Genomic DNA, 13,898 nt, shown 5'->3' with positions numbered 1-13,898 from the left:
TGACGAGAGCGGGCGGCCGCCCCTGGGGTTGGCAGGGTCGGCCGCCCGGTCACCGGCCTGGAGAGCGCCGGATGGCTCGTCGTGGGTGCGAGGTGTCAGTGATCCTCGTCATTGGTTTCCGGGACGGCCGTAAGCCGCTCCGTCTCGTCCTGTATCTCAGCGGCGATCTTCTTGAGTTCCGGCTCGAACTTGCGGCCATGGTGGGCGCAGAAGAGCAGTTCACCGCCGCTCAACAGGACGACGCGCAGGTATGCCTGGGCGCCGCAGCGGTCGCAGCGATCAGCGGCCGTCAGGGGGCTCGCGGGGGTCAGAACAGTAGTCACGTCGCCTCTTCTCTAGCTCGACGAGCTGTCGTACCAGGGTCAACATCCAACCAGGCCGAAAACGTTCCCGCTCGTGGCTTTTCCTCGAAGTTTTTTCCGAGGCGGCTGTCTGCTGCCGGTTGGCGGCGAATGTGCCGTATTACGTCTCTTACGTGTCGTACGGTTTCGCGCTGTCTGTCAGGTCGGTCGTCCACCGGCTGGGTTGCCGGTTGTTCATGAGGACGTGCCCGGAGCCTAAATGGTTCATGCCTGGAAGGGAACGTGACGTGCGCTTCACTCCATTGAGGGATCGAACAAGCGTGCGGCGCTGGACTAGTGTGAGTTGAGACGAGGGTGGCGTTACAACGGCTCTACCAGGCCTCGGTACCCTCTGAGCGGCAACCGAAGCCGGGGCCTTACCCCAAAGGACCCCATTTGAAATTCAGCGAGGAGCGAACCGCGTGACCGCCGAGACGTCCGTGCCGTCCACAGCGTTGCTGACCGGAGCAGACCGGGACGGTTCCAACTACACCGCGCGGCACCTGCTCGTCCTGGAGGGGCTCGAGGCCGTTCGCAAGCGTCCGGGCATGTACATCGGGTCGACGGACAGCCGTGGCCTGCTGCACTGCCTCTGGGAGATCATCGACAATTCCGTCGATGAGGCCCTGGGCGGCTACTGCGACCACATCGAAGTCATCCTCCACGACGACGCCTCCGTAGAGGTCCGGGACAACGGCCGAGGCATCCCGGTGGATGTCGAGCCCAAGACCGGCCTCTCCGGCGTCGAGGTCGTCATGACGAAGCTCCATGCGGGCGGCAAGTTCGGCGGTGGCTCCTACGCCGCCTCCGGCGGCCTGCACGGTGTGGGTGCCTCCGTGGTGAACGCCCTGTCCGCGCGCCTCGACGTCGAGGTGGACCGCGCTGGGCACACCCACGCGATCAGCTTCCGTCGTGGTGTCCCCGGCGCCTTCGCCAAGCCCGGCCCCGATGCCGACTTCGACTCGTCGGCCAAGCTGCGCAAGGCGAAGAAGATCCCCAAGAACCGCACCGGCACGCGCGTGCGCTACTGGGCCGACCGGCAGATCTTCCTGAAGGACGCCAAGCTCAACCTGGACACGCTGCACCAGCGCGCCCGGCAGACCGCCTTCCTTGTGCCGGGCCTGACCATCGTCGTACGCGACGAGTACGGCCTCGGCGACGGCGGCACCAAGGGCGAGGAGTCCTTCCGCTTCGACGGCGGCATCAGCGAGTTCTGTGAGTACCTCGCCCAGGACAAGGCCGTCTGCGACGTCCTTCGCCTCACCGGGCAGGGCAGCTTCAAGGAGACCGTCCCGGTCCTCGACGACCACGGCCAGATGACCCCCACCGAGGTCACGCGTGATCTCACCGTGGACGTCGCCATGCGCTGGGGCACGGGTTACGACACGACGCTGCGGTCCTTCGTCAACATCATCGCCACCCCCAAGGGCGGCACCCACGTATCGGGCTTCGAGCGCTCCCTCACCAAGACGATGAACGAGGCGATGCGCACCCAGAAGGTGTTGCGCGTCGCCGAGGACGACATCGTCAAGGACGACGCCCTGGAGGGACTGACCGCGGTCGTCACGGTCCGTCTGGCCGAGCCGCAGTTCGAGGGCCAGACCAAGGAGGTGCTCGGCACCTCGGCGGCCAACCGCATCGTCGCCAACGTCATCGCCAAAGAGCTCAAGGCGTTCCTGACATCCACCAAGCGGGACGCCAAGGCGCAGGCGCGCGCCGTGATGGAGAAGGCCGTCGCCGCGGCCCGCACGCGCATCGCGGCCCGTCAGCACAAGGACGCCCAGCGCCGCAAGACGGCCCTGGAGTCCTCCTCGCTGCCCGCGAAGCTCGCCGACTGCCGCAGCGACGACGTGGAGCGCAGCGAGCTCTTCATCGTCGAGGGCGACTCGGCGCTCGGCACCGCCAAGCTGGCGCGGAACTCCGAGTTCCAGGCACTGCTGCCGATCCGCGGCAAGATTCTCAACGTTCAGAAGGCGTCCGTGACGGACATGCTGAAGAACGCCGAGTGCGGCGCGATCATCCAGGTCATAGGGGCGGGGTCCGGCCGGACCTTCGACATCGACGCGGCGCGCTACGGCAAGATCATCCTTCTCGTCGACGCCGATGTCGACGGCGCGCACATCCGGATTCTTCTGCTCACCCTCTTCCAGCGCTACATGCGCCCGATGGTGGAGGCGGGCCGGGTCTTCGCGGCCGTGCCGCCCCTGCACCGTATCGAGCTGGTGCAGCCGAAGAAGGGCCAGGACAAGTACGTCTACACGTACTCGGACAACGAACTGCGCGAGACGCTGCTGGAGTACCAGCGCAAGGGGATCCGCTTCAAGGACTCCATCCAGCGCTACAAGGGCCTCGGTGAGATGGACGCGGACCAGCTCGCGGAGACCACCATGGACCCCCGCTACCGCACGCTGCGGCGGGTCAACATCGGTGATCTGGACGCCGCCGAGCAGGTTTTCGATCTGTTGATGGGCAACGACGTGGCGCCCCGCAAGGAGTTCATCACGAGCTCGGCGGCGACGCTGGACCGCTCGCGCATCGACGCGTAGCGCTCGCGCGAAACTGGTGCGTCCCGCCCGTGCGAACGCACTCCACCCGTGGGTGGAGCCCTCGGCTCCACCCACGTTCCACCCCTGCTCCGATGTCCTGACCAGGTCTTTTCCGTAGCGTCGAAGGCGTCGATCCTCCTCGGATCGGCTCCGAACTCTTTCGCCCCACGGAGGCCGTCATGTCTGGGCTCGCCAATGTTCTGGTGGTCTGCGCCGTCGTCGCGTTTGTGATCGTGCGCCAGTTCAAGGCGCAGCAGATCACCGCGGACAGGCGCTGGTGGGTCATACCTGCCGTGCTGGTCTTCATGGCCGTGCGCAAGCCCGACGTGCTGGATCCCCATCACCACGCGCTGTCCATCGCCCTGCTCGGTGCGGAGCTGGTGGTCGCTCTGGCCATGGGCTTCGGCTGGGCGCGGACCACATATGTGTGGACGGCGCCGGACGGTGCCGTGTGGGGGAAGGGCACCAAGGCCACCGCCCTCGTGTGGGGGGTCGGGATCGGGCTGCGGCTCGGCCTGTTCGGTCTCGGCGCGCTGCTGGGCGTGCGGCAGGGCAGTGCCGCTCTGATGCTGGCCCTCGCGGCCACGCTGCTTGTGCGCAGCGGCATGCTGGTGCAGCGGGCCGGCCTGTTCCGCCCGGCGTACGGTGTTGCGGACGCGGCATACGAGCCGATGCGGAAGGACCCCGTGTGATCTCGGACCGGTGGATGAGATGGCCCTCCCGGGAAGGGCTCACCCGGGGAGGACAGAGCGCCGCCCGGCTGTGGTTCGTCAGAGTCCTGCGGGTGGTGATCGCCGGCGGCCTGCTGTGGAACGCGTTCCATCACGACAGAGGCTGGCGTCTGGTGGCCGGGGTCGGCCTGGTCGTGCTCTGCTCCGGGCTTGCCTGGGCATTCTTCCGCACCTCCTTCGATCGTCGGTTGTGGCCCTCGGTCACTCTGCTGCTCCTGCTGACGGGGGCCGGGTATGCCGCGCAGGCGGGCGACTGGAGGGTGCTTGCGCTCGTCCTCTGGTGCAGTACGGGGGTCCTGGCCCTGGAGAGGCTGCCGCTTCTGATGGCGGCGGGTTGTGCGCTTGTCGCGCTGGCCGGGTTCGCGGCGTACAACAACGACAACTGGCTCGTCACGAGCCTCATCGTCATCGGGCTCGCGCTGGCCGGGTACACCCTGCGGCTCGACGCCGACGCGCGGGGCAATGCCCAGCGACTGCTGGCCCAGGAGCGGGCCGCTCGCACGGCGGAGGCCGAGACGGCCGCGCTCGCCGAGCGGGCCCGCATCGCCCGGGAGATCCACGACGTGCTCGCGCACAGCCTTTCCGCACAGATGGTGCACCTGGAGGCGGCGCGTCTGCTGATCGAGGGGGATGCGACACGCGATCAGGTTCTCGATCGCGTGGTGGCGGCGCGGTCCATGGCCCGCGAAGGGCTCGCGGAGACCCGGCAGGCGCTCTCCGCGCTGCGTGGCGAGATGACGCCCGTCGAGGATTTCCTTCACGAACTTGTCGCCTCGGACAAGGCCGCGGTGTCCGTGACGGGGGCGCGGCGCGCTCTGCCCGCCGAAGCGTCACAGACGGTGCGCCGCGTCGCGCAGGAGGCACTGACGAACGTCCGCAAACACGCGCCGGGCGCCACCGTGTTCGTACGCCTGGCGTACGGGGAGGGTGAAGTGACCCTGGACGTAAAGGATTCGGGCGGGCCGCCGGGTGAGCTCGCCGCTTCCGGAGCCGGGTACGGTCTGCTCGGAATGCGGGAGAGGGCGGAGCTGCTGGGCGGGTCCCTGACGGCCGGGCCCGGCGAGGAGGGCTTCATCGTGACGCTGAAGGTGCCCACATGACGACGGAGGGCGGCGCCAAGGTGCCGGCGCGGGTGATCGTGGTCGACGACCAGACAGTGGTGCGCGAGGGGATCGTGATGCTGCTGGGGCTGCTGCCCGGCATCGAGGTCGTCGGTTCCGGGGGAGACGGAGAGGAGGCCGTCCGGCTCGTCGCCGAACTCGCGCCGGACGTCGTCCTGATGGACCTGCGCATGCCCAGGGTCGACGGCGCGGAAGCCACCCGCCGTATCCGCGCCGAGTATCCAGGGACACAGGTCGTGGTGCTGACCACCTTCGCCGACGACGACTCGCTCTTTCCTGCGCTGAGAGCCGGTGCGCGGGGCTATCTCACCAAGGACGCCGGTGGGGACGAGATCGTGCGGGCCGTCGAGGACGTGCTCTCCGGCAACGGGGGTCTCTCGCCGCAGATCCAACGGCGTTTGCTGGAAAGGCTCTCGGAGCCCGAGCAGCCCGCGCCCGCGGTGGAGCCGCCCGACGGTCTCACCACGCGCGAGACCGAAGTGCTCGTCCTGATCGCCGAGGGAATGACGAATCAGGAGATCGCCCGAGAGATGTGCGTCTCCACCGCGACGGTGAAGACGCACATCAACAACCTCTTCGCCAAGACAGGCCTCAAGGACCGAGCGCAGGCTGTTCGTTACGCCTACGGGCACGGTCTCGCCAAGCCGCCGAGCGCCAGGCCCACCTGAGTGCGGTCTTTGATGAGGTCCGTCACCTGATGGGGTGAAGTGAGGGGAGAGGAGAGTCAGGGATCTTCCCGTTCTGTCCATCCTTGGGCACGCGGCCGAACCAGGCTGCGGACAAGGAGAGTTCGGTGGAGAAGCACGACGGGCGCGATGCCGGGCAGGCGCGGACCGGTGATCCGAGGGATCCCTGGTACGACGCGCTTGCGTCCGGCTGGGGCGAGTTGGACGGCACAGGGGCTCCGGCGCCTGTGGCGCCGCCCCGATCCGCGCCGGAGCGGGGCGCGAGTGCGGCCGACATCTATCTGGAGGTCCAGCGCAGTGCTGCCTTCCAGGAGGTGCGCGGCCGGTATCGGCGGTTCGTCATCCCTGGTGTGGCCGTCTTCTTCACCTGGTACGTCGCGTATGTCGTGACGGCGACGACGGCGCCCGGGTTCATGGCGCGGCCCGTCACCGGATCCGTGAACGTGGCGATGCTCGCGGGTCTCGGGCAGTTCCTCACGACCTTCCTGCTGACCTGGGCGTATTCCCGGCATGCCCGGCTGAGGAGAGATCGCGCGGCGCTCGATCTGCGCTGGGCCGTGTTCGAGCAGAAGCGGGAGCAGGACCAGAAGAGGGTCCAGGCCCAGCGGGAACACGACCAGTCGAGCGAGCAGGAGTCGGGCCGGGGGAGTGAGCGATGACCGGGGACCACCAGACGCTCGCGCTCCTGCTGTTCGGCGTGTTCGTGGCCGTCACGCTCGCCATCACGACGTGGGTGAGCCGGAACCGGCACGGCTCGGCGGAGGAGTTCTACGCGGGTGGGCGGCTCTTCTCGCCCATGGAGAACGGATTCGCCATCGCGGGCGACTACATGTCGGCCGCATCCTTCCTCGGCATCTCCGGACTGATCGCCCTCTTCGGGTACGACGGGCTGCTCTACTCCGTGGGCTTTCTCGTCGCCTGGCTGGTCGTGCTGTTCCTGGTGGCCGAACTGGTGCGCAACTGCGGCCGGTTCACGCTCGCCGATGTCGTCGCCGCCCGGATGAGGGAGCGGCCCGTGCGTATCGCGGCGGGAACTTCCTCGGTGACCGTGTCCGTTCTCTACCTGGTGGCGCAGATGGTGGGGGCGGGCTCGCTGGTCGCGCTGCTGCTCGGCGGGACGAGCGGGGCGGCGCAGGCCTGGACCGTGATCGGCGTCGGCGCGCTCATGGTCGTCTACGTGTCGTTGGGAGGGATGCGGGCCACCACCTGGATCCAGATCGTCAAGGCGGTCCTGCTGATGTGCGGCACGATCGCGCTGACCGTGCTCGTTCTGGTGCGTTTCCACGGCGACTTCGACCAGTTGCTGCGGACGGCGGCCGACCGCAGTGGACACGGCAGCAAGTTCCTCGCGCCCGGCTTGAAGTACGGCGGGGACTGGACCTCACGCCTGGACTTCATCAGCCTCGGGCTCGCGCTCGTCCTCGGCACGGCCGGACTTCCGCACATCCTCTCCCGCTTCTACACGGTGCCGACCGCGCGCGCCGCCCGCCGCTCCGTGGTCTGGTCCATCGGTCTCATCGGCAGCTTCTACCTGATGACGATCGTCCTTGGCTTCGGCGCCGCCGCGATCGTGGGACCCGGAGCCGTGCGGGGATCGAACGCCGCGGGGAACACGGCGGTTCCGCTCCTCGCCCTCGATCTCGGGGGCGGCGCGAACTCCACAGGCGGAACGGTTCTGTTCGCGATCGTCGCCGCGATCGCCTTCGCCACGATCCTCGCCGTCGTCGCCGGGATCACGCTCGCCTCATCGGCGTCCGTGGCCCACGACCTGTACGCGTCGCTGCGGCGCAAGCGAGCGAAGCCTCGCAGTGAGGTGGCGGTGGCACGCCTCGCTGCGGCCGGGATCGGCGTGGTCGCGATCGGCCTGGGGCTGCTCGCCCGAGATCTCAACGTGGCGTTCCTGGTCGGACTCGCCTTCGCGGTCGCCGCGTCCGCGAATCTGCCCGTGCTGCTCTACTCGCTGTTCTGGCGGAACTTCACCACACGGGGAGCGGTCTGGTCGGTCTACGGGGGCCTGGTGCCCTCCCTGGCGCTTGTCGTGCTGTCACCGGTGGTCTCCGGAGGGCCCGGATCCCTCTTCCCGGGGGTGGACTTCCAGTACTTCCCACTGGAGAACCCGGGGCTCGTCTCCATCCCGCTGGGCTTCCTCGCCGGATGGCTGGGCACCGTCACCTCGCCGGAGCCGGCGGACGAGGCCAAGCACGCGGAGACCGAGGTGCGGTCGCTCACCGGGGCGGGAGCGGTGTAGGCGCCCTCTACGAGCGCCCGGCTATGAAGCGCTGGGCGCCCATTCGTAGCGGTGTTCAGGGCGGCCCGTGTCGCCGTACTTGAGGCTGAGCCTGACCCGGCCCGAGCGCTCCAGGAGCTTCAGATAGCGCTGGGCCGTCTGGCGGCTCAGCCGGGTGCGGTCCGCCAACTCCTGGGCGGACAGCGGCCCCTCGGCCCCCATCAAGGCCCTGCGGACCAGCTCGGCCGTGGTGGGGGAGTGCCCCTTGGGCAGTTCCGGCGCCGGAGTCGCCGAGAGGGCGCCGAAGATCCGGTCGACCTCGGCCTGCTCGGCCTCGCCCCCGCCGTCCAGGGTGCGGCGCAAGGTCGCGTACGCGTCGAGCTTGGCCCGGAGTCCCGCGTAGGAGAACGGCTTGACCAGGTACTGCAGGGCGCCGTGACGCATCGCGGCCTGGACGGTGGCGACATCGCGCGCGGCGGTCACCATGATCACGTCTGTCTGATGGCCGCGCTCACGCAACGTACGGACCACCGTGAGGCCTGTCTCGTCCGGCAGATAGTGGTCGAGGAGCACCAGATCGACGGGGAGCTCCTCGACGAGCCGCAGTGCCTCGGCGGCGCTGTGCGCCTTCCCGGCCACCCGGAAGCCGGGGACCTTGGCCACGTAGGCGGCGTTGACGTCCGCGACCCTGACGTCGTCGTCCACGACGAGCACCTCGATCATCGTGTCTCCTCCGTGGGGGCGAGGTCGGACTGTGCGAGCGCTTCGGGCAGTACGACGGTGAACTCGGCGCCCCCGTCGGGCGAGGCGCCGGCCCGCGCGCTGCCGCCCTGCCGCTCGGCGAGCCTGCGGACCAGGGCGAGCCCGATGCCGCGCTTGCCGTGCGCCGGGGGCTCCTTGGTGGACCAGCCCTCCGTGAAGATCGTCTCGCGTTGTTCGGACGGTACGCCGGGGCCCGTGTCGCGCACCTGTAGGACGACGGCGCGTCCCTCGGTGCGCACATCGACCTCCACGCGCGCGTGGAGGGTGCCCGCCGCCGCGTCGAGCGCGTTGTCGACGAGGTTGCCGACGATGGTGACCAGACCGCCCGGGTCGATCAGACGGTCGGGCAGCGCGGTGTCGCGCGGGACGGCGAGGACGACGCCCCGCTCCGCGGCGACCGTGGCCTTGCCCACCAGGAGCGCGGCGAGCAGCGGATCGCCGATCTTCTCCGTGATCTGCTCGGCCGTCACCCGGTGGGCGCCCGCCACCTCACCGACGAACTCCGCGGCCTCCTCGTACATCTCCAGCTCCAGGAGGCCGAGCAGTGTGTGCATGCGGTTGGCGTGTTCGTGGTCCTGGGCGCGCAGTGCGTCGATGAGGCCGCGGGTGGAGTCCAGCTCGCGGCCAAGCTGCTCCAGTTCGGTGCGGTCGCGCAGGGTGGCGACGGCGCCTCCGTCGTCCGTGGGCATGAGGTTGGCGATCAGGACACGCTGGCCGCGAACGGTCAGGAGGTCGGTTCCCGTGACCCGCCCCGCGAGCACGTCGGTCGTACGGCCCGGGCCGAGCGCGGTGTCGAGCGGCTGCCCGATGGCTTCCGCTCCGAGGCCCAGGAGGCGCTGGGCCTCGTCGTTGAGGAGGCGGATCCGGCCGGCGCGGTCCAGCGCGACGACACCCTCGCGGATGCTGTGCAGCATGGCCTCGCGTTCCGCAAGGAGTGCCGAGATATCGGAGAAGGCCAGGTCACGAGTCTGCCGCTGCACCCTGCGTGAGATCAGATAGGCGGCGAGGGCGCCGACGGCGAGCGCCCCGCCCGCGTACGCGAAAAGACCGGGGATCGCGTGGATGAGGCGGGCCCGGACGCTGTCGTACTCGATGCCTACGGAGACGGCGCCCACGATGTCCCCGTCGATGTCCCGCAGCGGCACCTTGCCGCGCGCCGAGCGGCCCAGGGTGCCGTCGTCGATCTCCATGACCTCGTCCCCGGCGAGCGCGTCGCTCGGGTCGGTCGAGACGACCTGTCCGATCTGGTCGTGGTCGGTGTGGGACCAGCGAACGCCGTCCTTGTTCATGATCACGACGTACTCGGCGCCGCTGGCACGCCGGATCCGTTCCGCTTCCGTCTGCACGGGGCCGTCGACCGTCGGTTTCGAGGAGCGCAGGTCATCGGCGATCTTCGGCTGGGCGGCCGTGGTCTGCGCGATGGCGAGCGCGCGGCGCATCGCCTGGTCGTCCAGCTGATCGCTGAGCGGCGCGAGGAACAGCCCCGTGGCGAGCACGGCGACCCCGGCGGCGATCGCCAGCTGCATCAGCAGCACCTGCGAGAAGACGCGCCGCGGCAGGCCGAGGCGGAGTCGTCGGGCAGGAGAGGTGGGGCTCATGTGTACGAACGGTACGGCGCCCTGAGCGCTACTCCGAAGTCACTGTGGCGGGGATCTCCTGTACGGAGTCGTACGCCGTCGGCCGCACCGCCACGACATCCATGCGCGCCGGGGCCGCCAGTGCCGCCCCGCAGCTCTCGGGGCGCGGCGGCAGCGAGGTCCCCTGGGCGACCGTCACGCGCCATCGCCGTCCGTCGGCGTGGGCCACCGTCACGTCCCAGCGTGGGGCCGTGCCGTCCGTGTGGACGACGCTCAGGGCCCCCGCGGCGGTCTCGCCCGTCTCCGTGCGCACCGCGAGCTCGGCGGCCTGCGCAGGGCGCTCCCAGGCGGAGCTGCCCCGGCAGCCTTCGGTGACGACGTGGCCCGTGCGCACCCCTTCGAGGATCTCCTTGACGGCGGCCTGTCCGGAGCGGCCGTACGCGTAGCCGTAGGGCAGGACCAGCAAGGTGGGGGAGAAGCGGTGACCACCCAGATGAGTGACCTCCCAGACGCCTTGTTCGCCGGACGCGGTGAGCTCAGCGGCAAGTGGCCTGCCGAGAAGGGCGCAGCAGCGGTCACGCTTGCCGTTCGTGCAGACAAGGGCGAGCGGGGCGCCCGTGTGCGGGGTACCGAATCCGCCGTGGTCGCCCGCGCCGAGGGCCGTGAAGTCGAGGTCGAGCAACTCCTGCGGCCTGTCCGTGACATGGCCGCGCAGCCAGGTGTTGCCGGGCACGGTGTGGGCCGCGTACACCCGCCGGAGCGCCGGGGTGTGGCGGTCCGCGTGGCGTCCGGGGCGGCGGATGAGTGCGACGCGTACGCCGGTTCCCTCGGCGGCGGCCTCAAGGGCGCCGCCGATCGCCGGATCCAGATGGCTCGCGGTGAGCGCTTTGGCGCCCCACGGGCCCGGCTGTTCAAGGAGCAGCCAGGTCCTGGCGGTGGCCGCGGTCCCCGCGAGAGGCTCGTCCAGATCCCGCGAAGCGGTGGCGCACTTACTCACAGAGGGGAGCCTAACCCGCGCCGGGTCCGTGGTGGTTCATCCGCCGCCGGGAGCGGGCATCGGCTGGGGCGGGCGCGGCCCGACGTACTGCCCACTGGGGCGCATGCGCAGCGGGCGTTCCTCGTACTCCTCCAGGGCATGGGCGATCCAGCCCGCCGTGCGTGCCACGGCGAAGATCGTCTCGCCTGCCTCCGCGGGCATCCCGGACGAGGCGGTCAGGACGGCCAGGGCCAGGTCGACATTGGCGTGCAGGTCGGTGTGCCGGGCCGTGGTGGCCACCACGTCGCGGGCCGCCGCCAGGGCGGGGCCCGCCTTGGGGATGACCTCCAGGAGGGCGAACAGGGCCTCCGCGCGCGGGTCTTGGCCGGGATAGAGCCGATGGCCGAGGCCCGGGACACGGCGGCCCGCGCGGAGTTCGTCGGCCACTACGGGGGCCGCGCTGCCCCGGTCGAGGACGTCCAGGAGCATGCGGTGCGCGAGGCCGCTCGCCGCGCCGTGCAGGGGACCTTCCAGGACGCCGAGGCCGGCGGACACCGCCGCGTACGGGTGGGCGCGGGCGGAGGCGGCGACGCGGACGGCGAGCGTGGACGCGGCGAGATCGTGGTCGATGAGGAGGGCGAGCGCGGTGTCCAGGGCGTGCAGGAAGGCGTCGTCCGGCTGTCGGGCGGTCAGCCGGGCCCAGAGCCGGTGGGCCAGGGGGCCTTCGTCCCGGTGGGTTCGGCCGGCCGGTGGCAGCGCGGTGACGAGGGTGGGGATGAGGGTGCGGGCGGTGCCGATGACGGCTTTTTCGGAGAGGTCGAAGCGGAGGGGGTCCGCTGCCGCGGCCGAGATGGCGGCCACGCGCAGGTGGTCGGTCGGGCCGCTGTGCTCGGGCAGCGCGTCGATGGCACGGCGTGCGGCGCCGACGGTCTCCGCGGGGGCGGTGAAGCGGATTCCTGGGCGCATGACGCCGGTCCACAGCCACTCGGCGACCTCTTCGTACGAGTGCGCCAGGGCCAGGTCCAGCGCGTCGACGCCGCGGTAGTAGTAGCGGTCCTTGTCGATGAGAGTGATGCGGGTGCGGACGGAGAGTTCGCCGCCAGTGGAGGCGACCGCCGGCTCCCGGCGGTTCTTGCGGGCGAGCGACTCGACCTCCTCGGCGTCGAAGGTGCTGCCCCGTGCGCCGGGACCGCGGCGGCTGCTGAGCTGCCCGCGGCTCACATAGGCGTACACGGTCTCGGGCTTCACGCCGAGCAGTTCGGCGGCTTCCCGGGTGCTCAGGCGGCGGCCCTCGCGGGTGGCTGCCGACGTGGCGTGGCCCGACGCCTCGCTGTCCGTGCGGGTCACTTCTCGATCCGTCATGGGCGACACCGTATCCGGATTGACTATGTATTGATTCAATCAATATTGACAGGTATTGAGTCAAGCATGGACAGTCAAATCAAGTCCAGGGAGGAAGTCGAGGAAGAACATGCCGATCAATGGATCCACCACCACCCCCACCGCCCCCATGGAGGTCCCTCGCGGGCTCGCGGGCGTCGTCGTGACCGAGACCCGGCTCGGCGACGTCAGGGGGTACGAGGGCTTCTACCACTACCGCCAGTACTCGGCCGTCGAGCTCGCGCGGACCCGCGGCTTCGAGGACGTCTGGCACCTGATGTTCCACGGCACGCTGCCGGACGCCGAGCAGCGGAGCGCCTTCGCCGCGCGGACCTCGAACCTGCGTCGGCTGCCCGACGAGGTACGCGCCGCGCTGCCCGCCATAGCCCGCGCCAGCGCCCTGTCGGGGCCGCTCTCCGGGCTGCGCACGGCCCTGTCGCTCTTCGGCGCCGCGAAGGGCTTCCGCCCCGTGTACGACATCGACGAGGACCGGCGCCGCGACGACGCCCTCGCCGCGTCAGCCGTGGTGCCGACGCTGCTCACGGCCCTGTACCGGCTCGGCCAGGGACTCGACCCCGTCGAACCCCGCGACGACCTGTCGTACGCGGCCAACTACCTCTACATGCTGACGGGTTCGGAGCCGGACCCCGATCGGGCGCGGGCGATCGAGCAGTACTTGATCTCGACCGTTGATCACGGATTCAACGCGTCAACGTTCACGGCCCGGGTGATCACCTCGACCGGCGCGGATGTCGCGGCCTGTCTGGTGGGTGCTGTGGGCGCGCTGTCGGGGCCGCTGCACGGCGGGGCGCCCAGCCGTGCGCTCGACACGCTCGATGCCATCGGCACGCCCGACCGCATCGACGGCTGGATCCGAGAGCGGGTCCTCGCGGGCGACCGCATCATGGGCTTCGGTCACCCGGTCTATCGCACGGAGGACCCGCGTTCGCGGATGCTGCGGGGTATCGCGCAGCAATTCGGTGGCCGGATGGTGGAGTTCGCGGTCGAGGTCGAGCGCCAGGTCGAGGCGATCCTCGCCGAACTGAAGCCGGGGCGCGAACTGCACACGAACGTGGAGTTCTACGCGGGTGTCGTCATGGAGCTGTGCGGTCTGCCGCGCGAGATGTTCACGCCCACGTTCGCGGCGGCGCGGGTGGTGGGCTGGGGCGCGAACATCTTGGAGCAGGCGGAGGACTCGAAGATCATTCGGCCTGCGGCGCGGTATGTGGGGGAGCGTGCGCCACAAGCGGTGCCGACGGCCCTCTAGACGGTGATGGAGATGCCCTGCGTCTAGTGCCGCTTCAAGCGACGCCGCAGCGCCTGATCGGCTCGACCCGCAGCCAGGTGCTCGCTCTGTCGACGCAGGCGAGTCGGCGCCGGTCGTCGGCATGGTGGTTTCGCGAGATTTCGCCAGATTTCGCCAGCTGATGTAGCGGCGGATCGTGCTGCCCTGTTCCTCGTGGGTGGCGTGGTCGGTGCCGTCGGGGGCGAAGTGGCGCAGGCGGGGGCGAAGTGGCGCGGGCGGGGGTGAACTGGGCCGCGAGCTGCCGG

12 protein-coding genes and 1 pseudogene are annotated in these 13,898 nt (G+C 70.1%); 7 read left to right on the top strand and 6 right to left on the bottom strand.

Annotated elements, in window-relative coordinates; translation table 11 throughout:
- Positions 1-95 precede the first annotated feature (95 nt).
- Positions 96-323 (bottom strand): hypothetical protein, encoded by a 228-nt coding sequence (locus ACFVXC_RS33205; RefSeq protein WP_389913001.1) that lies wholly within the window; start codon positions 321-323, stop codon positions 96-98.
- A gap of 440 nt (positions 324-763) precedes the next feature.
- Between ACFVXC_RS33205 and ACFVXC_RS33200 the strand changes: the two genes are divergently transcribed.
- The 6 genes from ACFVXC_RS33200 (at position 764) to ACFVXC_RS33175 (ending at position 7,673) form a co-directional block, all read left to right on the top strand.
- Complete coding sequence (locus ACFVXC_RS33200) at positions 764-2,887, top strand: type IIA DNA topoisomerase subunit B (protein WP_389912998.1); 2,124 nt, start codon at positions 764-766, stop codon at positions 2,885-2,887.
- Positions 2,888-3,066: 179 nt separating this feature from the next.
- Complete coding sequence (locus ACFVXC_RS33195) at positions 3,067-3,579, top strand: DUF1453 domain-containing protein (RefSeq protein WP_389912995.1); 513 nt, start codon at positions 3,067-3,069, stop codon at positions 3,577-3,579.
- A complete protein-coding gene (locus tag ACFVXC_RS33190) occupies positions 3,576-4,718 on the top strand; it encodes a sensor histidine kinase (RefSeq protein ID WP_389912992.1) in 1,143 nt (380 codons plus the stop codon). The genes ACFVXC_RS33195 and ACFVXC_RS33190 overlap by 4 nt, the downstream gene beginning before the upstream one ends.
- On the top strand, positions 4,715-5,407 hold the full coding sequence (locus ACFVXC_RS33185; RefSeq protein ID WP_389912989.1) for a response regulator: 693 nt from the start codon (positions 4,715-4,717) through the stop codon (positions 5,405-5,407). The genes ACFVXC_RS33190 and ACFVXC_RS33185 overlap by 4 nt, the downstream gene beginning before the upstream one ends.
- A 125-nt stretch (positions 5,408-5,532) precedes the next feature.
- Positions 5,533-6,084, top strand: coding sequence for a DUF485 domain-containing protein (locus tag ACFVXC_RS33180; RefSeq protein ID WP_389912986.1), 552 nt, complete (start codon positions 5,533-5,535; stop codon positions 6,082-6,084).
- Positions 6,081-7,673, top strand: a complete 1,593-nt coding sequence (locus tag ACFVXC_RS33175) for a cation acetate symporter (protein WP_389912984.1) — start codon at positions 6,081-6,083, stop codon at positions 7,671-7,673. Before ACFVXC_RS33180 ends, ACFVXC_RS33175 begins: the two co-directional genes overlap by 4 nt.
- 21 nt (positions 7,674-7,694) lie before the next feature.
- Here ACFVXC_RS33175 and ACFVXC_RS33170 read toward each other — a convergent pair whose 3' ends face one another.
- The 4 genes from ACFVXC_RS33170 to ACFVXC_RS33155 are packed head-to-tail and all read right to left on the bottom strand — an operon-like array spanning position 7,695 to position 12,329.
- On the bottom strand, positions 7,695-8,375 hold the full coding sequence (locus ACFVXC_RS33170; protein ID WP_389912981.1) for a response regulator: 681 nt from the start codon (positions 8,373-8,375) through the stop codon (positions 7,695-7,697).
- Positions 8,372-10,012 (bottom strand): ATP-binding protein, encoded by a 1,641-nt coding sequence (locus ACFVXC_RS33165; RefSeq protein ID WP_389912979.1) that lies wholly within the window; start codon positions 10,010-10,012, stop codon positions 8,372-8,374. Before ACFVXC_RS33165 ends, ACFVXC_RS33170 begins: the two co-directional genes overlap by 4 nt.
- Before the next feature lie 28 nt (positions 10,013-10,040).
- Positions 10,041-10,988 (bottom strand): sucrase ferredoxin, encoded by a 948-nt coding sequence (locus tag ACFVXC_RS33160; RefSeq protein WP_389912976.1) that lies wholly within the window; start codon positions 10,986-10,988, stop codon positions 10,041-10,043.
- A gap of 36 nt (positions 10,989-11,024) precedes the next feature.
- Positions 11,025-12,329, bottom strand: a complete 1,305-nt coding sequence (locus tag ACFVXC_RS33155; RefSeq protein ID WP_389912973.1) for a citrate synthase family protein — start codon at positions 12,327-12,329, stop codon at positions 11,025-11,027.
- Between the two features lie 109 nt (positions 12,330-12,438).
- Between ACFVXC_RS33155 and ACFVXC_RS33150 the strand changes: the two genes are divergently transcribed.
- Positions 12,439-13,614, top strand: a complete 1,176-nt coding sequence (locus ACFVXC_RS33150) for a citrate synthase/methylcitrate synthase (protein ID WP_389912971.1) — start codon at positions 12,439-12,441, stop codon at positions 13,612-13,614.
- A 34-nt stretch (positions 13,615-13,648) separates the two neighbouring features.
- Here the strand turns inward: ACFVXC_RS33150 and ACFVXC_RS33145 are convergent.
- Positions 13,649-13,848, bottom strand: a pseudogene (locus ACFVXC_RS33145) (hypothetical protein); the annotation flags it as partial.
- Positions 13,849-13,898: the final 50 nt, after the last annotated feature.

The organism is Streptomyces sp. NPDC058257 (genome assembly GCF_042881845.1).
Classification (GTDB): domain Bacteria; phylum Actinomycetota; class Actinomycetes; order Streptomycetales; family Streptomycetaceae; genus Streptomyces.
This window is presented reverse-complemented; position numbering and strand designations above follow the sequence as displayed.

Excerpts from the sequence above, each read along its gene's own strand:
- ACFVXC_RS33155 (WP_389912973.1), bottom strand. The coding sequence starts at position 12,329 with ATGACGGATCGAGAAGTGACCCGCACGGACAGCGAGGCGTCGGGCCAC.
- ACFVXC_RS33195 (WP_389912995.1), top strand. The coding sequence starts at position 3,067 with ATGTCTGGGCTCGCCAATGTTCTGGTGGTCTGCGCCGTCGTCGCGTTT.
- ACFVXC_RS33165 (WP_389912979.1), bottom strand. The coding sequence starts at position 10,012 with ATGAGCCCCACCTCTCCTGCCCGACGACTCCGCCTCGGCCTGCCGCGG.
- ACFVXC_RS33170 (WP_389912981.1), bottom strand. The coding sequence starts at position 8,375 with ATGATCGAGGTGCTCGTCGTGGACGACGACGTCAGGGTCGCGGACGTC.
- ACFVXC_RS33185 (WP_389912989.1), top strand. The coding sequence starts at position 4,715 with ATGACGACGGAGGGCGGCGCCAAGGTGCCGGCGCGGGTGATCGTGGTC.
- ACFVXC_RS33175 (WP_389912984.1), top strand. The coding sequence starts at position 6,081 with ATGACCGGGGACCACCAGACGCTCGCGCTCCTGCTGTTCGGCGTGTTC.
- ACFVXC_RS33150 (WP_389912971.1), top strand. The coding sequence starts at position 12,439 with ATGCCGATCAATGGATCCACCACCACCCCCACCGCCCCCATGGAGGTC.